The 17,260-nt window shown below is 55.6% G+C and carries 23 protein-coding genes; 16 read left to right on the top strand and 7 right to left on the bottom strand.

What is annotated here, in order from left to right; genetic code table 11:
- From ACETPC_RS12415 to ACETPC_RS12405, 3 genes are all read left to right on the top strand, one after another.
- On the top strand, positions 1-220 hold a 220-nt coding region (locus tag ACETPC_RS12415; protein WP_380181824.1), incomplete at its 5' end, for a hypothetical protein.
- 87 nt (positions 221-307) lie between these two features.
- Positions 308-454 carry a hypothetical protein gene (locus ACETPC_RS12410; RefSeq protein ID WP_380181823.1) on the top strand — a complete coding sequence of 49 codons (147 nt, stop codon included), beginning with the start codon at positions 308-310 and terminating at the stop codon, positions 452-454.
- Between the two features lie 244 nt (positions 455-698).
- Positions 699-2,228 carry an FAD-dependent oxidoreductase gene (locus ACETPC_RS12405; RefSeq protein WP_380181822.1) on the top strand — a complete coding sequence of 510 codons (1,530 nt, stop codon included), beginning with the start codon at positions 699-701 and terminating at the stop codon, positions 2,226-2,228.
- Between the two features lie 38 nt (positions 2,229-2,266).
- Here ACETPC_RS12405 and proC read toward each other — a convergent pair whose 3' ends face one another.
- Complete coding sequence (proC, locus tag ACETPC_RS12400; protein WP_380181821.1) at positions 2,267-3,076, bottom strand: pyrroline-5-carboxylate reductase; 810 nt, start codon at positions 3,074-3,076, stop codon at positions 2,267-2,269.
- A 98-nt stretch (positions 3,077-3,174) separates the two neighbouring features.
- Between proC and ACETPC_RS12395 the strand changes: the two genes are divergently transcribed.
- From ACETPC_RS12395 to ACETPC_RS12385, 3 genes are all read left to right on the top strand, one after another.
- A complete protein-coding gene (locus tag ACETPC_RS12395) occupies positions 3,175-3,693 on the top strand; it encodes a hypothetical protein (RefSeq protein ID WP_380181820.1) in 519 nt (172 codons plus the stop codon).
- A 9-nt stretch (positions 3,694-3,702) separates the two neighbouring features.
- A complete protein-coding gene (locus tag ACETPC_RS12390; protein ID WP_380181819.1) occupies positions 3,703-4,149 on the top strand; it encodes a DUF421 domain-containing protein in 447 nt (148 codons plus the stop codon).
- A 211-nt stretch (positions 4,150-4,360) separates the two neighbouring features.
- Positions 4,361-4,813: a YaiI/YqxD family protein gene (locus tag ACETPC_RS12385; protein ID WP_380181818.1), complete on the top strand. Its 453-nt coding sequence runs from the start codon at positions 4,361-4,363 to the stop codon at positions 4,811-4,813.
- Between the two features lie 31 nt (positions 4,814-4,844).
- Here the strand turns inward: ACETPC_RS12385 and ACETPC_RS12380 are convergent, their stop codons facing one another.
- On the bottom strand, positions 4,845-5,543 hold the full coding sequence (locus tag ACETPC_RS12380) for a DUF2076 domain-containing protein (protein ID WP_380181817.1): 699 nt from the start codon (positions 5,541-5,543) through the stop codon (positions 4,845-4,847).
- Positions 5,544-5,842: 299 nt separating this feature from the next.
- On the opposite strand from ACETPC_RS12380, the gene aroL reads away from it, so the two are divergent.
- The 4 genes from aroL (at position 5,843) to ppnP (ending at position 8,122) form a co-directional block, all read left to right on the top strand.
- Positions 5,843-6,367, top strand: coding sequence for a shikimate kinase AroL (gene aroL / locus ACETPC_RS12375; protein WP_380181816.1), 525 nt, complete (start codon positions 5,843-5,845; stop codon positions 6,365-6,367).
- Between the two features lie 128 nt (positions 6,368-6,495).
- On the top strand, positions 6,496-6,687 hold the full coding sequence (locus tag ACETPC_RS12370) for a YaiA family protein (RefSeq protein WP_380181815.1): 192 nt from the start codon (positions 6,496-6,498) through the stop codon (positions 6,685-6,687).
- 385 nt (positions 6,688-7,072) lie between these two features.
- Positions 7,073-7,780, top strand: coding sequence for an AroM family protein (locus tag ACETPC_RS12365; protein ID WP_380181814.1), 708 nt, complete (start codon positions 7,073-7,075; stop codon positions 7,778-7,780).
- Positions 7,781-7,831: 51 nt separating this feature from the next.
- Positions 7,832-8,122 (top strand): pyrimidine/purine nucleoside phosphorylase, encoded by a 291-nt coding sequence (gene ppnP / locus ACETPC_RS12360; protein WP_380181813.1) that lies wholly within the window; start codon positions 7,832-7,834, stop codon positions 8,120-8,122.
- Positions 8,123-8,159: 37 nt separating this feature from the next.
- On the opposite strand, the gene rdgC is transcribed toward ppnP, so the two are convergent.
- Both rdgC and eat read right to left on the bottom strand, forming a co-directional pair.
- The gene (gene rdgC / locus ACETPC_RS12355) at positions 8,160-9,071 is read right to left on the bottom strand and encodes a recombination-associated protein RdgC (protein WP_380181812.1); all 912 of its coding nucleotides are present in this window, start codon (positions 9,069-9,071) and stop codon (positions 8,160-8,162) included.
- Between the two features lie 92 nt (positions 9,072-9,163).
- Positions 9,164-10,528: an ethanolamine permease gene (eat, locus tag ACETPC_RS12350; RefSeq protein ID WP_380181811.1), complete on the bottom strand. Its 1,365-nt coding sequence runs from the start codon at positions 10,526-10,528 to the stop codon at positions 9,164-9,166.
- A 223-nt stretch (positions 10,529-10,751) separates the two neighbouring features.
- Between eat and ACETPC_RS12345 the strand changes: the two genes are divergently transcribed.
- Both ACETPC_RS12345 and ACETPC_RS12340 read left to right on the top strand, forming a co-directional pair.
- Positions 10,752-11,753 (top strand): phosphotransferase enzyme family protein, encoded by a 1,002-nt coding sequence (locus ACETPC_RS12345; RefSeq protein WP_380181810.1) that lies wholly within the window; start codon positions 10,752-10,754, stop codon positions 11,751-11,753.
- 72 nt (positions 11,754-11,825) lie between these two features.
- Positions 11,826-12,878 (top strand): AraC family transcriptional regulator, encoded by a 1,053-nt coding sequence (locus ACETPC_RS12340; RefSeq protein WP_380181809.1) that lies wholly within the window; start codon positions 11,826-11,828, stop codon positions 12,876-12,878.
- Here ACETPC_RS12340 and ACETPC_RS12335 read toward each other — a convergent pair.
- Positions 12,875-13,270 (bottom strand): cell envelope integrity TolA C-terminal domain-containing protein, encoded by a 396-nt coding sequence (locus ACETPC_RS12335; RefSeq protein ID WP_380181808.1) that lies wholly within the window; start codon positions 13,268-13,270, stop codon positions 12,875-12,877. The genes ACETPC_RS12340 and ACETPC_RS12335 overlap by 4 nt on opposite strands.
- Before the next feature lie 244 nt (positions 13,271-13,514).
- Here ACETPC_RS12335 and ACETPC_RS12330 point away from each other — a divergent pair, with 244 nt between their 5' ends.
- From ACETPC_RS12330 to ACETPC_RS12320, 3 genes are read left to right on the top strand one after another with little or no spacing between them, the layout of a single operon-like run.
- Positions 13,515-14,192: a CsgG/HfaB family protein gene (locus tag ACETPC_RS12330; protein ID WP_380181806.1), complete on the top strand. Its 678-nt coding sequence runs from the start codon at positions 13,515-13,517 to the stop codon at positions 14,190-14,192.
- A 12-nt stretch (positions 14,193-14,204) separates the two neighbouring features.
- The gene (locus ACETPC_RS12325; RefSeq protein ID WP_380181804.1) at positions 14,205-14,558 is read left to right on the top strand and encodes a DUF4810 domain-containing protein; all 354 of its coding nucleotides are present in this window, start codon (positions 14,205-14,207) and stop codon (positions 14,556-14,558) included.
- Positions 14,558-15,205: a DUF799 domain-containing protein gene (locus tag ACETPC_RS12320; protein WP_380181802.1), complete on the top strand. Its 648-nt coding sequence runs from the start codon at positions 14,558-14,560 to the stop codon at positions 15,203-15,205. Before ACETPC_RS12325 ends, ACETPC_RS12320 begins: the two co-directional genes overlap by 1 nt.
- 72 nt (positions 15,206-15,277) lie before the next feature.
- On the opposite strand, the gene ACETPC_RS12315 is transcribed toward ACETPC_RS12320, so the two are convergent.
- Together ACETPC_RS12315 and ACETPC_RS12310 are read right to left on the bottom strand one after the other, a co-directional pair.
- Positions 15,278-15,763 carry a DMT family transporter gene (locus tag ACETPC_RS12315; protein ID WP_380182220.1) on the bottom strand — a complete coding sequence of 162 codons (486 nt, stop codon included), beginning with the start codon at positions 15,761-15,763 and terminating at the stop codon, positions 15,278-15,280.
- A gap of 7 nt (positions 15,764-15,770) precedes the next feature.
- Positions 15,771-16,205, bottom strand: coding sequence for a DMT family transporter (locus tag ACETPC_RS12310; protein ID WP_380181800.1), 435 nt, complete (start codon positions 16,203-16,205; stop codon positions 15,771-15,773).
- Positions 16,206-16,303: 98 nt separating this feature from the next.
- Here ACETPC_RS12310 and ACETPC_RS12305 point away from each other — a divergent pair, with 98 nt between their 5' ends.
- Positions 16,304-17,260, top strand: a complete 957-nt coding sequence (locus tag ACETPC_RS12305; protein WP_380181798.1) for a LysR substrate-binding domain-containing protein — start codon at positions 16,304-16,306, stop codon at positions 17,258-17,260.

Raw genomic sequence — 17,260 nt, 5'->3', positions numbered from 1 at the left:
CCGGCGGCTGAGCTGCTGCATAAGCGATGTCATAAAGGATACCTCATTATTTTTCTGCGCCCACACTGAAAGGAATACGTCAGGCTGTAAAGCTGAATGCGTTCAAGTTGCGAGGCCGCTCGCAGCAAATCCGCTGCGCTTTTTCCGGAAAGTAGCCAGCCAATTAAGGTTTGCCGCTGTTTCCCGCAAGGAAAGCGTTAAGCGTGGTTACGCCGGGTAAAAACAGGGGTTAACAGGAATTTTCTGCATTGTCGGCCCGTGCGGCGGCGCTTACTATCAGCGCCATTGTTACCACGAGGAAAGAGCTATGAGTCGTTTGATTAAAGCAGTAAGTGTAGTTGCGCTGGTAACAGCACTAAGCGGATGCCTGTTCCCGCCTCCGGGTGGTGGCGGCGGTGGCGGTTGGGGCGGTGGCGGCCCTGGCGGCGGCTTCTCACACGGCCCAGGCCGCTGACGGAAACCGGGCCGCGGCCCGGTTTTTTGATAAAGAGCGGCGCAAATCTGCGCCGCTTTTTTGTTATTCTCCGTCGCTTCCTCTTGTCAGAACTCCCCCGATATAAAAATTTAATTTTATTTATAAACAGAAAGTTATCTTATTATTCCGTCTTCTTTTCCCGCTGCGCTCTGGTCGTTCTCCCTGTAAATGCCAGGCTTATTAGTTCTGATAATGCCAAAACATAACAAGAAAGGAGCCTGTCGTGAGCTATCAAAACGCCATCGTCCTGCAAGATTTACCGCAGCTGAAACCGGTCAGGGTCGCCATTGACGAGCAGGAAATCCTGCTGATCCGCGAGGAAGACGAGGTCAGAGCCTTTCAGGCAAAATGTCCCCATTCCGGCGCGCCGCTGGAGCAAGGCGCTATTCGTGACGGCTATCTGGTCTGCCCGTGGCATAAAGCCAACTTCGCTATCAGCGACGGCAGCCTGTGCGAACCGCTGGCCTTAAGCGATTTACAGCGCTACCCGGTAAAAATCGAGAACGGTATGGTGCAGGTCGACCCCGACGCGCTGCCTCCGCTCTACCGTTTTTCTGAAGAGGATGACGAGCCTGTATTTGTGGTGTTAGGCACGGGCGCGGCCGGTGCGGCGGCGGCCTGGACGCTGCGTCGTGAGGGGTTTAAAGGCCGGCTGGTGCTGGTAGATCGCGAAAAACAAGCGCCTTACGACCGCACCGTACTGAGCAAATTCGTGCCCGCCGGAAACATGGCTATCGATGAGGTGCCGCCCTTACTGGATGAAGAATTCTGGCACTACGCGGAACGCAAGCAGGGCGATGTCGAACAGCTTGACAGCCGTGAAAGACTACTGCGCTTTGCGGATGGTTCAACGCTGAAATATGACAAGCTGCTGATCGCTACCGGTGGCATTCCGCAACGTCCCGATCTCAGCGGCAAAGCGCTTTTCGGCGTCCACGTATTGCGTAGCCTTGAGCAGGCGGCAACGCTGTTGCAGGAAGTCGATGAAACTGGTCGGCTGGTTATCGTGGGCAACAGCTTTATCGGCATGGAGCTGGCTTCCGCGCTTTGCTCGAAAAAAGTAAAAGTGCAGGTTATCGCCCGCGATCCGCTGCCGTTCAGAAAGCAATTCGGCGAAAAAATCGCTAAATACTTCCGCGAGCTGCACGAAGAGAACGGCGTGGAATTTATTGAGGGCGAACCGGTCGCCCTGCAAAATAGCGGCGGGCACGTCAGCGGCATTGAGCTGAAAGATGGCAAAGTCATCCCTGCGGACAGGGTGCTGCTGGCAACTGGCGTCGCGCCCGGCACCAGTTTTATTCACGATATGCCGCTTAATGACGATGGCAGCCTGAGCGCCAGCGAGGAGCTGGCAGTTGCCGAAAATATCTGGATTGCGGGCGATATAGCGACTTATCCCGCCGCTTCCGGCCCGCTACGCATTGAACACTGGCGGGTAGCGCAGCAGCAGGGCAGAGTGGCGGCGAAGAATATGCTGGGCCGTGGCGAGAAATTCGATCGCGTTCCTTTCTTCTGGACGGCGCAGTTTGGTACGCGCTACGAATACCTTGGTCATGCCAAAGAGTGGGATGATTTTCAGCTGTTCGGCTCGCTAAAAGAGAAAACTTTTGTCGCGCTCTACGGTCAGCGAGGCCAGCTGGCTGCGGTAGCCTCCTGTGGCCTTTATACTTTTACTGCCGATCTGGTGCGGCGCATGCAGCAGCCGATGACCATGGCCGAAGGCGCGGCGCTGGCGCAGAAAGAATTTGGCTAATCCTTTTACATGCCCCGGATTCGGGGCATACAGCAAATTCAGGCTTTGCTCATTCGCTCTGATTTAGCCATGCACTGCTGCATCGCCTCGATCACCGCCGCGCGGAAGCCTTTCTCCTCCAACACTTTTACCGCTTCGATAGTGGTACCGCCGGGCGAGCAGACCATATCTTTCAGTTCGCCGGGATGTTTACCTGTTTCCAGCACCATCTGTGCCGAACCTTTAACCGCCTGCGCGGCAAACTGATAAGCCTGAGCTCGCGGCATACCGCCCAGCACGGCGGCATCGGCCATTGCCTCAATAAACATAAATACATAGGCTGGCGCAGAGCCGCTGACGCCGACTACGGCATGGATCTGGTACTCCGGCACCAGCGCTGCCTTGCCGAAGCCGTTAAAAATCGCCACGATTTCGTCCGCTTCTTCTTTGGTCACCAGCACGTTCGGCGTGACCGAGGTCATGCCTTCATTAACCAGGGCTGGCGTGTTGGGCATTACGCGCACCAGCTTGCGGTCGTGGCCGAGCGCCTGCGCCAGTGAATCCAGCGTGACGCCTGCGGCGATAGAAACAACCAGCGTTTCTTTATTCAGACAGCCGGAGATCTCTTTCAGCACGTTAAGGATGACGTTGGGCTTGACTGCGCCAAACAGGATATCAGCCTGTCTGGCAACTTCTTCCGCGCTGTTGCCGGGCGTAATGCCATACTTTTCCTGCATCGCCTGGTTGGTGGCGGGCTTGTGGTCGTAGACCCAGATGTTTTCAGGCTTTACCTGACCGGCGGCAATCAGTCCGCCAATAATAGCTTTGGACATATTGCCGCAGCCGATAAAACCAATTTTTTTATCCATCTTTTTGCACCTTTTCGCGTTTTCATCATCTCCAGCTTACGTCATTACCCGGCTTAATTCAGCTTCGGCTACGCTTAAGCAATAACCAGGAGCGGGCAATGCAAGAGAAAGAACGTGATGAAATGCAAAGTCGAAGCTATCCCATTCAGGAGCATATGCGCTGGCAGCAAATTGAGTGGCGAATAGAGCGTGTCGGCCATTTTATTCTGTTTGCGGTGGTGATTTTGGGTGCCTGCGGCCTTTTCTCCAAAGGTGTGTTGAGCAACGGCAAAAGCCATTCGGCGGATGGCTCGCTGCTGGTGGAGTATGAGCGTTTCGGCAGGCTGGATAGCGATATGGCGATGGCTATCCGCGTCAGGCCGCAGCAGGCTGGCCATTTCTCCCTGACCATTAACGGCGAAGCGATGGATAACTTTCAGATCCAGTCGCTACAGCCGCAGCCACAGCAGGCCGTTAGCGCCAAAAATAGTCTTGAACTGAGCTGGAGCGCTGCAGATTATCGCAATGGCGCGACGGTATGGATCGGTCTTCAGGCGCAAAATCCCGGCCGTTATCCGGTTACGGTGACGCTGGATAATAAAACCAGCGTGCAGTTTACCCAGTGGATTTATCCTTAGGAGCGCGATATGGAAACCGTTTTACGGGCCGTTAGCATCTATCTTTTACTGATGGTGGTGTTGAAAATTGCCGGACGCCGCACGCTGCTGGAGATGACCTCTTTTGATTTGATCCTGCTATTGATCATCAGTGAGGCGACACAGCAGGCATTGCTGGGCAATGACTTTTCGGTAACCGGCGCATCCCTGACCATTATTACGCTGATAGTAGTCGATATTCTGTTCGGTATGCTGCAGGCGCGCTTCCCGCGGCTGGACAGGCTGATTGACGGCACCGCGCTGATCCTGGTGGAAAACGGCAATCTGCTGGCAGCGCGGGTCAAAAAAGCAGGCCTGTCGGAAGAGGATATTATGACTTCGGCGCGCAGCACCGCTGGCCTGGAACGTCTCGAACAGATCAAATTCGCGATACTGGAGAAAAACGGCAAGATTAGTATTATTCCCAGGCAGGGATAATGTGATGCCGGTGGGTTTAAAATAACACCCGGCTGTAAAAACTGGCCGGATTTGAAAAATAGGGCTGTGCGCTTGATTCCGTTTGCCAGAAAGCGGCTGCCTGTTGGTAAAGGCTTGCTGTCCGGAAAAGCTATGCCCGAAATAACAGGTTGCCATTCCTGAAAAGCCAGGCAAGATCGCAGGAAGTTTTTGCTGAGAGAAGGAAGGGGCGATGCCGGTCTGGGTAGATGCTGATGCATGTCCAAAAGTAATCAAAGAGGTGCTCTATCGCGCGGCGGAGCGTGAGCAGATAGTCGTCACCCTGGTGGCGAATCAGGCGCTGAGCGTGCCGCCTTCACGCTTTCTGCGCACGCTGCGTGTCCCGGCTGGCTTTGACGTAGCGGATAACGAAATTGTTCGGCGAGCGCAGGCGGGCGATTTAGTGATTACGGCGGATATTCCGCTGGCGGCGGAAGTCATGGAAAAAGGCGCAGTAGCGCTGAACCCACGCGGCGAGCGCTATAGCGAAGCCACCATTAAAGAGCGGCTGACCATGCGCGATTTTATGGATACGATGCGGGCAAGCGGCGTGCAAACCGGCGGCCCGGCAGCCTTGAGCCAGCGCGACCGACAGCAGTTTGCCAACGAGCTGGATAAGTGGCTGCTGGCACAGCGAAATAAATAAAAAAGGCGGGAAATTCCCGCCTTTCGCTTACTCAGACAAAGCTGTCGTCATCGTCAAAATCGTTATCGTCGAAATCGTTGCCGTAGTCGTTGGCGTAATCCTGCGGCAGGCCCGCGTCCTGATTCAGGAAAGGCGCGTCGGTGCCGTTGTTGAAGGTATCGAGGTTATTATCGAAATTCTCCTGCGGCAGCGCCGGCTCGTTAATAATATTAACAATCTCCTCCGGCTGGGAATGGTGGAACATGCTGGTCAGCATATCCGCCATTACCACGCCGCCCGCGACACCGACTGCCGTTTGCAGCGCGCCGCCTAAAAAGCCTCTGGTGGCCGAGGGTGCCGCTGGCGCTGAATAAGGCTGCTGCGGTGGCACGTTATTCCATTGCTGCTGCTGTGGCTGCGCGTTGCCCCAGGGCGACGATTGCTGCTGCTGCTGCGGTTGCTGCTGACGACCGCCACCGAACAGGCCAGAAAGAAAGCCGCCGCTGCTCTGTTGGGGTTGCTGCTGGGCAGCCAGTTTCGCTTCCAGCTCGCTTACCCGATTGTTTAACTGCTTCATGGCCGCTTCCTGAATCAGGATCGCCTGCGCCATATAGTATGGCGCGCCGGGCTGCTGCTGTAGCTGCTGTTGAATCAGTCTTTCTGCGGCGGCATCACGTGGGCCAGACTGGGTTTCAGCCTGTTTCAGACGGGAAAACAGGCTTTCTATTAACTTTTGTTCTTCGCTCTGCATAAGAGATCCTCATTAACGGGCTATACCTTTATTTTGGGGCACAACAGGCGAAAGTAAACGGGGTTCGGGTAAGGAAATGTTGCCGCTTAGTAGCGGATATTAAAGTACCTGTAACGCCAGGTTTACATGGTTTTTTTGTTTTATATCAAATGGATGAATGATTTTACCGCAAAAAGAGGTGTAAAGAAAAAGTGCCTGCTGGTGACAGAGAGTAATTATAGGTATGATGCCCGACACTGTTTATTTACTGCCTGTTGCCGCTGGAGCGGCCTGTTAACAAGGCTGAGGAACCTTCTGCCATGTCCTTACCTATATATCTTGTCGGCGCGCGCGGCTGCGGAAAAACCACCGTTGGTCAGTCACTGGCTCAGGCGCTGGGCTACGCCTTTAGCGATACGGATAAGCACCTTCAGCAAACCACCGGCCTGACAGTGACGGAAATCGTGGCAGCAGAAGGCTGGCAGGGATTTCGCCGCCGCGAAACGGCCTCTTTACAAGCGGTAACCGTAGCAAACAGCGTGATCGCTACCGGCGGCGGCATGGTGCTGGCAGCAGAGAACCGGCAGTTTATGCGCGAGCAGGGCCGTGTAATTTATCTCAAAGCAGACGCAGAGGTGCTGGCGGCACGGCTGGAAGCCTATCCCGAGCAGGCGCAGCGTCCTACGCTAACAGGGCGCCCCATTGCGGAAGAGATGGTCGAGGTTTTGGCCGCCCGCGAAGCGCTTTATCATGAAGCCTCCCACTACATCATTAACGCCATGCAACATCCTGATAGCGTTACCGATGAAATTATCAGCGTGCTGGCGCTGGCCCGCGCCAGTTAATTCTGCGATTTTTCCCAACTTGCTAAAGCCGAGCGGAGAATTGCCAGCCTTTGTCTATACTTGAAGAACGAAAGCTCCCATGCGTGCAACACCGGGCAGCTCGCTTATTCTTTAAGGAGGGAAAATATATGCCAGGCAGACCGCCTTATCCTCGTGAAGCGCATATCGTTCCGGTAAAAAAGGGCACGGCCGACCAATGTGTGACCTGGTACGAACTTCGTGCCGATCACCCTAAGCCAGATACGCTGATTAGCGAACATGAAAGCGAGCAGGAGGCCATTGACGCCAAAGCTCGCTACGAAGATATAGAGAAAGAGTAACACTCGCGGCAGGGAAGCCAGCAATATTCGGACACAGTAAAGGCGGCGAAAATGTAAGCGCTACCACCAGCAATTTGAACGAATCTGCTGAGTGGCAGGCGATTAGCCTTATGACAATAAGGCTATTTGACTGAGATAAAATATATCTTGTTGCCCAGGGAAAATTTTCCGCAGATTTTGCTGTGTCTTTCTATTCACATCATGGGATTAAGGCTTGACCGAAAGCAGCCAGCGACATATTTTCGCTGGATAATGTAAATCAGGCCCGATGCTTCTCATAAGCCCTCAACTGGACAGACCATTGACCGACATCCTCACCACTCCGCTTTCGCCGACGCTGCCTCCGACTTTTTCCGGAACCGACGTTTTATTTTCCGGTAGCTTTATGTCTGATGTCCTGCAGGAGACGAAAAGCAACGCCAATAAACTGGCTGCCCTGACGTTAGGAAAGGCGCCTCGCAGAGATCTGCTCCCTCTGTTGCTGGAACACCTGCCTGAAGAGAATATTGCGCATTATGGTCTGCTCGACGGTCTTTCTACGGCCGAAATTGAGCAGCGCTATGGGCCGGCGGCAGGCGAAAAAGTGACGATGACGCATATGGAAGATGGCTCTTACGCCATTCTTTCCGCCGCAAAAGTCGAAGCGGCACTGCAACAGCTGATTGATAAACTGGAAGCAGAGGGATTTGAAAATATTCTGGTGCTCTGCGCAGGCGAATATAAAAATCTCAAAACAAACAGCGCTATTTTGCTGGAGCCATACCGTATGCTGCCGCCGCTGGTCAATGCGATTACCGACGGGCATCAGGTCGGTGTAATGGTGGCGCGCAAAGAATATTTGAACGAGCAGGCCTATAAATGGCAGAGTCTGGCCTCAAGGCCTTGCTTCGCCGTCGCCAGCCCCTGGGTTCAGAGCGATGATGAGCTAATCGACGCCGCTTTGGCGCTACAGGAGCAGGGTGCCGACGTCGTGGTGCTCGATTGCCTGGGCTACCACCAGCGCCATCGCGACTTTTTACAAAAATTGCTGGGTATTCCCGTCCTGCTTTCCAATGTGCTGCTGGCCGGACTGGCTGCAGAACTGGTGGCCTGAGTCCTTCAGGCAAGGCCGGAAGCCCGTTTTTCCCTGAAAAAGGAGAGCGCCATGCTCAACGTCAGTGAGTACTTCGAAGGAAAAGTGAAATCGATTGGTTTCGACAGCGCCAGCACCGGACGCGCCAGCGTCGGCGTGATGGCGGAAGGCGAGTACACTTTTGGCACCGGCCAGCCAGAAGAGATGACCGTGGTCAGCGGCTCGCTAAAGGTGCTGCTGCCGGGAGAAACCGAATGGCGCCATTACGATCCGGGCGAGGTGTTCAACGTGCCGGGCCACAGCGAGTTTCATCTGCAGGTGGCTGAGCCTTCTGCCTACCTTTGCCGTTACCTGAAGGATTAATACAGAGAGGCCGGAAATCCGGCCTCTTTGATATTGCTTAACGCTGCGCTTCGCCGCCCAGCGCCTCTATAGTGTTGGCGATCAGCGCGGTCAGCTCGCTGGTCATCAGGATAAAATCGGCATCAAAGCGTGCCGCCACGTCTTCCCTGTCGATATCGTCATTTTGCTCGCGCAGCGCGTCGGCAAATTTCAGGCGCTTTAATGAGCCATCGTCCGACAGCAGCAGCTGTACGCGTTCCTGCCAGTCCAGCGCCAGCTTAGTGACCAGCTTGCCCGCTTCGATATGGTTGGCGATTTCATCGCAGACCAGATCCTGCTTTTTACAGCGGATCACGCCGCCATCTTCCAGCAGCGCCTTCAGCTCTGCCTCATCCATCAGCGCAAAACCCGCAGGGGTATCGCCGGAGCGCACCCATTCCGTCAGCGTCAGTTCGATCGGGCTTTCCAGCGTCAGCGGCACCACCGGCAGCGAGCCCAGACTTTTACGCAGCAGCGCCAGCGTATCTTCCGCCTTTTTGGCGCTGGCACAGTCAACCATAATCATATTGTTGACGGTATCTATCCAGAGAAACGTCTGGCTGAAGCGGCTGAAAGCGCGCGGCAGCAGGCTGTGCAGCACTTCATCCTTCAGAGAATCCTTTTCGGTTTTTTTCAGCTTGCGCTGCTGTTCTGCTTCCAGCTTGCTGATTTTCGCTTCCAGCGCCTGCTTGATCACCGGCGACGGCAGGATTTTTTCTTCTTTGCGGGCGCAGATCAGGATCTGTCCGTTGTTGACGTGGGTCAGCGCATCGCTTTTCGAGCCCATTGGCGCGACCCAGCCGGTTTTCGCCATGTCCTGACTGCCGCAGGGAGTGAAAGAGAATGCCTCAAGTTGTTTTTCCATCTCGTCTGCCGCCAGCGGGATCTCGCGATTCAGACGATATACCATCAAATTTTTAAACCACAGCATTGTGCTTTCCCTCTCCGGCGCGTCATGCGCGCTTGTTCAAAGTCAGCGCGCATGATAGCGAATCGGCGACGGGGTTTCATTGCCTTTCGTTGTTATTCTCCCACCAGCATGGCATCGTGCGGCGCGCGGGCGCGCTGGCTTTTGGTCAGCAGAAAATAGCCGTAGCCCGCCGCCATCAGAAGCATGAACAGTCCGCCGATAACCGGGTTAAACCATAGCATGGCGACCAGGCAAACCAGCGCCAGCACTAGCGCAATCCCCGGAACGATCGGATAGCCCGGCGCGCGGAAGCTGCGCTCAAGATTCGGCGCGGTGCGGCGCAGGCGGAACAGACTCAGCATACTCATCAGGTACATAACGATAGCGCCGAATACTGCCATGGTGATCATCGCCGCCGTCAGCGTCATGCCCTGCAGGTTAAACCAGCCGTCGCTGCCAATGGCCGCTATGCCGATGAGGCCGCCAGCGATAATGGCACGGTGCGGCGTTTGAAAGCGGGAAAGCTTCGCCAGGCTTGCAGGCAGATAGCCCGCGCGGGAGAGCGCAAAGAACTGGCGCGAGTAGCCAAGAATAATGCCGTGGAAACTCGCTATCAGGCCGAACAGGCCAATCCAGACCAGCATATGCATCCAGTTCGAGTGTTCGCCAACGATCATTTTCATTGCCTGCGGCAGCGGGTCGTTGATATCGGAAAGTTTGCGCCAGTCGCCCGCGCCGCCCGCCAGCAGCATAACGCCAATTGCCAGCGTTACCAGCGTCAAAATACCGGCAATGTAGGCTTTGGGAATGGTGCGTTTAGGATCTTTGGCTTCTTCGGCCGCCATCGCCGCGCCCTCAATAGCCAGGAAAAACCAGATAGCAAAGGGAATAGCGGCAAAAATACCGGATACGGCGGGCAGACCGAAGCTGTCGCCGCCTGACCAGCCGTGGGCGACAAAATTGCTGAGACTAAAGCCCGGCGCAACCACGCCCATAAATACCAGCAGCTCAATTACCGCCAGCACCGTCACTACCAGTTCAAACAGCGCGGCCAGCTTTACGCCAAGAATGTTCAACGCCATAAAAATGACATAGGCGCCGACCGCAGCATACTTAGGGTTTAATCCGGGATACTGCACGTTAAGGTAGGCACCGATTGCCATGGCAATGGCAGGCGGGGCAAAAACGAATTCGATCAGCGTCGCCATACCGGCGATCAGGCCACCGGTTTCGCCAAAGGCGCGGCGGCTATAGGCGAAAGGGCCGCCCGCGTGCGGAATAGCGGTGGTGAGCTCGGTAAAGCTGAAGATAAAGCAGGTATACATTACGGCGATCAGCGCAGTGGTTGCCAGAAAGCCCAGCGTGCCCGCTACGCCCCAACCGTAGCTCCAGCCGAAATACTCGCCGGAGATGACCAGACCTACCGCAATGCCCCACAGATGTATAGTGCCCAGAGTGGGCTTTAGCCGGGTTGTCATCTTGTTTTCCCCTGAAAGTGAGTGTTGGTCGATAATGCGGCCGTCGTCGCCAGGAAACTTGACGCGGGCGCGAGGAGTTTTGCGCTCTGCGGTCAACTCAGATGCAAAAAAAGCGCCTGACGCGCGCTAAGGTCAAAAACAGGTCGTCTGCGGTCAAGCGAACAGCAGAGCCTGACGCCATGCTGGTTCCGTGCCGTTCCTTTTTCTTTTCGGAGCCAGACTTATGACCAGCCAATATGACAACCTGACCCCTGGCGCGCTGCTGGCGCTTGCCCAGCGCGCTATGACCCGCTACCCGGCTGCTTTACAGGGTAAACTCAGTCTGCTTTGCCGTTCGGAAAACGCCACTTTCCTGCTACAGGCTGGCGGCAAACGCTATGCGCTGCGGCTGCACCGTGGCAACTATCATCAGCGGGCCGATATTCTCAGCGAACTGCACTGGCTCGACGCGCTGCGTGAAACAGGCATTGTGGTGCCACGGGCGATTGCCGATAAAGAAGGGCGGAAAGTGCAGGATCTACTGCTGGAAGACGGCAGCCTCCGCCATGCGGTGCTGTTTGACTGGATTGAAGGCGAAATGCCGGGGACGGACGTGGATCCGCGCGCTTTTCAGCAGTTAGGCAGCATTACCGCAAAGCTGCACCAGCACAGCAGGAGCTGGCAAAAACCGGCGGGCTTTCAACGTATCATTTGGGATCATCAGACCATGGTTGGCCCGCAAAGCCATTGGGGCGACTGGCGCGACGCGCCTGGCCTGAAGCCTGAGGACTATGGTCTGGTGGAGCAGGCGATCGCTCGCGTCGGCGGCGAACTGGCGCTGTTCGGCAAAGATCCTTCTCGCTATGGCCTGATCCACGCCGATCTGCGCCTCACTAATCTGCTGCTGCATAAAGGCGAAACGCGGGTGATCGATTTCGATGACTGCGGTATGGGCTGGTATCTGCACGATCTCGCAGCAGCAATCAGCTTTGTGGAGCACCATCCTCGTGCAGCGGAGTGGGTGGACAACTGGCTGAAAGGCTATCAACAGGTAGCGCATATCAGCGATGAAGAGCTGGCGCTGGTGCCGACACTGCTGATCCAGCGGCGTATTCAGCTGCTCGCCTGGGCAGGCTCGCATGCGCAAACCGAGATGGCGCTAAGCCTGGGGCCGCGCTGGGCCGATGATTCCGTGCGTCTCTGCCGTCGCTATCTGGAAACCAGCGAGCTGCCGGTCGGCGCTTAGCCAGCGGCTTTATCAGAGCTGGTACAGAAATTGCTGGGTATGCAGGGTCTTTTCTGCTGCGAGGCAATAACTATGGAAACAGGATTAATCACCAGCCCCGATATGGCAACAGCGCTGAATGCCGGCGGCAACTATGGCGTGCTGGCCGCCGCCGCCAGCGGTCTGGGCGAGTTTATCGTGGAAAAAGGCGGCGATGTCGATCGGATTTTCGGCGTCAGCGGCATCGATCCTGAGCAGCTCGCCAGTCCAACGCTGAGTCTGGGGCTGATTAACTATTGCCGGGTAATGGAGGAAGCGGCGCGCTACTCGGGTTTTGATAACTTCGGTTTGCACTATGGCAGACAGTTTAAACCGCAGTCATTAGGCCTGATCGGCTATGTAGGCCTTTGTTCCGCCACGCTCGAGCAGGCGCTGCACAACGTGGTGCGCGCTTTTCCGTGGCACCAGCACGATACGCTGACGCGGCTGACCGATAAAGGCGACTGCTGGCGGCTGGATTATCAGGTGCGCCACGGCGCTATCTTATGCCGCAGGCAGGACGCCGAGCTGACGATGGGCATGTTTATGAACCTGATCCGCCACGTAGCGGGCAAACACTGGGCGCCGCGCGAAGTCCATTTTGAGCATCCTCGCCCTGAACAGTGGCACGAGCACTGCAAGGTTTTTGATGCGCCGGTCTGGTTCGATCAACCCTGTAACTCGATGATTATTCCTAAAAAAGATTTAATGCGAGCCATGCCGGAGAGTGACCCCGTGTTGCTGCTGGTAATGCAGGATGCTATCCGTCGTCTTAACAGTGCTGCGCCGCGCCAGGGCATTGTCGATCGCGCTCGCTCGCAGGTGCGGCTGATGCTGATCCAGGGTGAACCGGCGCTGCCCGAAGTGGCGGAAAAAATGGGGATGTCGAGCTGGTCACTGCAGCGCCGCCTGCGCGAAGAAAACCTGAGCTTTACCGCGCTGGTGGATAAGGTGCGTTGTGAAATGGCGACCTGGTATTTGCAGCAGCGGCAGTTGCCCGTTTCGGAGATGGCGCTGCTGCTGGGCTACTCCGAAGTCAGCGCTTTTTCGCGCGCTTTTCGCCGCTGGTTTGGCGTTAGCCCGCGACAGTGGCGGCAGGCCAGCTAGTAGGGCCTGAAGTCGATGACCATAGAAGCGGGCAGCGCGGCCGGCGGCGGCGGAAGATTTTTCGCACTGCCGATCACGCTCCAGGCTTTCAGGCAGAGCTGCTCATCGCCGGTAGTGCTCTGCACGCTGTAGCGGCCGTTGCGATAAGTAATAGCTACCGCGCATTCCCGCCCCTTGTAACGATCCGCATCATAAAAATTGCGCATAACACCGTACTGCATAGCGGCGAAGTAGGTACAGTGTTTGTCCTGGCTGGCGCTACAGTTTTTTTCTGCCCATGCCTTTATCTCCTGTGACGTGGCCGGGCCGGGCCGCGCTTTCTCCGCGTGCTGCTGGCAGGCCGTCAGCACCAGTGCCAACAGCGTTATTCCCCATTTATTGATTTTTGCCAATGACATTTCCCTGATGATTACTAAAGAATTTTTGATGTAAGCCGATAGTTTACCTTGTTAGCCCCGGGCTGGCAGTTTATTCCGGCTCCGCCAGGCCATTTACAGATTATTCGCCTGCGGCAGCCCGGCGCACAAAATGCAATTCTGGAAGCTGAATCGCAATTATTTTCAGGACTTGTCGGCAGCAATATTGTATTCTGCGCGCGGACGTCGGATGTCTTTATATCTTCATGGAAAAGAAACAATGAAATTTCGTTATAACCTTGTTGCATTCTCTATATTCAGCTGCACGCTGCTTAGCGGCTGTGCTACTGAATCTTCCCGCACTATCGAAGCGCCTCAGGTCACAGCGGCAAGCCAGCCGGTTTATCAGGGCGCGAAAAGCCCGGTGGCCGTTGGCAAATTCGATAACCGCTCCGCCTATATGAACGGCATTTTCTCAGACGGCGTAGATCGTCTGGGCAACCAGAGCAAAACCATCCTTATTACCCATCTGCAGCAGACCGGCCGTTTTAACGTGCTGGATCGCGCCAACCTTGATGAACTGAAAACCGAAGCAGGCTACAAGCGCAGCGCTCAGTCTATTAAAGGCGCAGATTATGTTATTACCGGCGATATTACCGAGTTTGGCCGCAAGGAAGTAGGCGACCAGCAGCTGTGGGGCATTCTGGGCCGCGGTAAAACTCAGGTGGCCTATGCAAAGGTCAATCTGAACGTGGTAGATGTGGCGACCTCAGAAGTGGTCTATTCCGTGCAGGGCGCCGGTGAGTATCAGCTCTCCAACCGCGAAGTCATTGGCTTTGGCGGCACCGCCAGCTATGACTCTACGCTAAACGGCAAAGTGATGGATCTGGCCGTGCGCGAGGCGGTAAACCATCTGGTTAGCGGGCTGGAATCAGGCGCGTGGCGTCCGGTTAAATAACAGGGAATAAAAATGCGAGTGATAAAATATAGTGTGGCAGTGGCTACGGCACTGCTGTTAACTGCCTGCGCGCAGAAAAAAGAAAATATCTATTACTGGGGCGACTACCAGAATTCTCTGTACAGTTATTATCAGAACAGCAGCGCGCCGGAAAAAGAAATTGAAACGCTGAATAAGGTTATTGAACAGGCGAAAGCGAAAAATAAACCGGTTGCGCCAGGGCTGCGCGCTCAGCTGGGTTTGCTTTATGCCAATACCGGCCGGCCGGATTTAGCTTTTCAGCAGTTCAACGCCGAAAAAGCGGCTTTTCCTGAATCCGCTTCCTATATGGATTTCCTGATGCGCAATAAGCAGGGAGCAAAATAATGAAAAAGCTATTTGTCTTTATCGCTCTGCTGGCCGCCATGACGCTGACCGGCTGCGCCAAAAAAACGCCTTATGACTACAGCGAATTCCGCGCCAGCAAACCTGCTTCTATTTTGGTGCTGCCAGCGGAAAATAAAAGTCCCGATATCAAGGCCGCGCACAGCTTTGCTTCTCTGGTGACGCTGCCGCTGGCAGAGTCGGGTTACTATGTGTTCCCGGTAGCCGTCGTGGAGGAAACCTTCAAGCAGAACGGCTTAACTAACGCCACCGATATTCGCAGCGTGCCGACGGCAAAACTGCATGAAATCTTTAATGCCGATGCGGCGCTCTATATCGATATCAGCGACTACGGCACTAAGTACATGATCGTGGATAGCGAAACGCGCGTCTCCGCTACGGCAAGGCTGGTGGATTTACGCAGCGGCAAACAGATCTGGAGCGGCAGCGCCACGGCTTCGGATAACGAAGGCAACAATAATAACCAGTCGCTGCTTGGCATGCTGGTGGCCGCCGCGGTCAATCAGATCGCCAGCAACATTACGGATAAAGCGCATGATGTTGCCGCCATTACCAGCGCGCGCCTGCTGATGGCGGAGGGCGATGGCGATATCCTGCCTGGCCCACGCGCCAAAGCCGCGAAGCTCTGACACAAAATCGTTTCGATTAAAAACCCGCGCCGGCAGTGGCGCGGGTTTTTTGTTTCTGGTCACCCAGGGAAGTTATTCGACGGATACCGAAGCATGCTTTGCTTCTGCCGCATTTTTGCTGCGGTTGCTGGCGTAGATAAAGAACAGGGCGATGCCAAGGCAGAGAATGGCGCCCAGACGGCTGGCCGAAAACGGCACGGCGGCGTTGCCCAGCCAGCCGAAGTTATCAATCAGCATGCTCATTGCCAGCTGACCAAAGATCACCGCAACGGTGGCAACAGCCGCGCCGATGCGCTGTACGGCCAAGACCATAATCACAATATAGGGAACGCCGCACAGCGCGCCCAGCAGTTGCCATTTCGGCACGTCAAGCAGGCTAACCGCCTGTTTTGGCTCAAAGAAAAAGATCAGCAGGGCGGTGATAAGCGCGCCGACGGAAAAAGTCAGGAAAGCGCAGCGGAACACGCCGACTTTGCTGCCCAGCTGGCCGTTAATCGCCGCCTGAATGCTCAGCATCGCGCCGCCAACCACGGCCAGAATAATCATTACTATCGTTATCATTGCGTTACCCCTTTGCCACCAGCACCAGTGCGGCGACGATAAAAATCAGTGCGATCAGGCGCTTGCTGTCTGTTTTTCGCTGTGGCGTACCCAGCAGGCCGAAGTGATCGATAATCAGGCTTTTAAAAACCTGACCCGCCAGAATGCCGATCATGGTCATGGCTACGCCAATAACCGGCGTGGCGATAGTCAGGATCACCACGTAAACCGGGCCAAGCACGCCACCGAGCAGCTGCCAGCCTGGCTGGGCGAAAAACGACGGGCTGTTGCGCGGGCTGAAAAAGAGCATCAGCAGGAAGGTTAGCGCGGCGCCGACGCCAAAGATGCTGAACGTTGCCCAAAGGTCGCCGACTTCGCCGCCCAGCGGCCCCAGCAGGCCCGCTTCGACGGAAAGCCCCATCCCACCGGCGATAACCAGTAATATCAGTAAAAGTTGCATAGCGTAGTTTCCAAAAGATTCAGGCGGAGAAGGTTACAGGGCGCAACGATTGAGAAAAATGCTATAATGCGCTAAACACCTTTGCAGGAAATGCATTAATGCAGGCGATCGAAGCGGTAAATCTGCGTGCGCTAAAAATATTTATTGAGGTTTTTGACACGCAAAACTTCTCCGCGGTAGCCCGGCGCGAGGGGATATCCGCTTCGCAGGTTTCACGCGTTATTCATCAGCTGGAAGACACGCTGGGCCAGCAGCTCTTTTACCGCAATACCCGGGCGATAGTGCCTACGGAAAGCGGACGTCTGTTTATCAACTATGCACGCGCTATGATTGGCAGCATGGAAGAGGCGCGCAAAGCGCTGCATGAGAGAACGCTGGAGCCTTCCGGCCTGGTACGCATCAACGCGCCGGTTTTTTTTGGTCAGCGTCACGTTGCGCCCGGGCTGGCTGGCCTGGCCGAACGCTATCCGCAGCTCAGCATTGAGATGATGCAAACGGATAATTTTATCGATCCGCACAAAGAACCGGCGGACGTGATTTTTCGCATCGGCGCGCTGACTGACTCCTCTTTTCATGCCCGCGTGTTCGGCTCGCAATATTACCATCTGGCCGCTTCACCCGACTATTTAAGCAAACACGGCGCGCCCGCCCATCCTGACGAGCTAAACTGCCATCGCTGCCTGGTTTATCGCGGTTCTTCCGGTCCGAACCGCTGGTTTTTCCGCCAGAGCGGCGAAGAGTGGATCCACTACGCTATCTCGCCGCTGCTGGCTTCCAATCATGCGGAGACGCTGCTGATTGCCGCGCTGGGCGGCATGGGGCTGGTGCTATTTCCGGACTGGCTGATGAGCGACAAATTGCATACGGGCGAGCTGATAAGGCTGCTGCCGGAGTTTGACGCCGCTATCAATACCGAGCCGCAACATATCGCCGCGATCTATCCCAATACGCGGCATCCTCCGCTTAACGTCAGGGCCGTAATCGACTATTTTGTCGAGGCCTTCGGCTCGCCGCTTTACTGGCAGACCGCGCCGGAAAGGCCCCGAAAAAAATAG

It is taken from the genome of Pantoea sp. sgz302252, from assembly GCF_042610525.1.
Lineage (GTDB): Bacteria > Pseudomonadota > Gammaproteobacteria > Enterobacterales > Enterobacteriaceae > Erwinia.
This window is presented reverse-complemented; position numbering and strand designations above follow the sequence as displayed.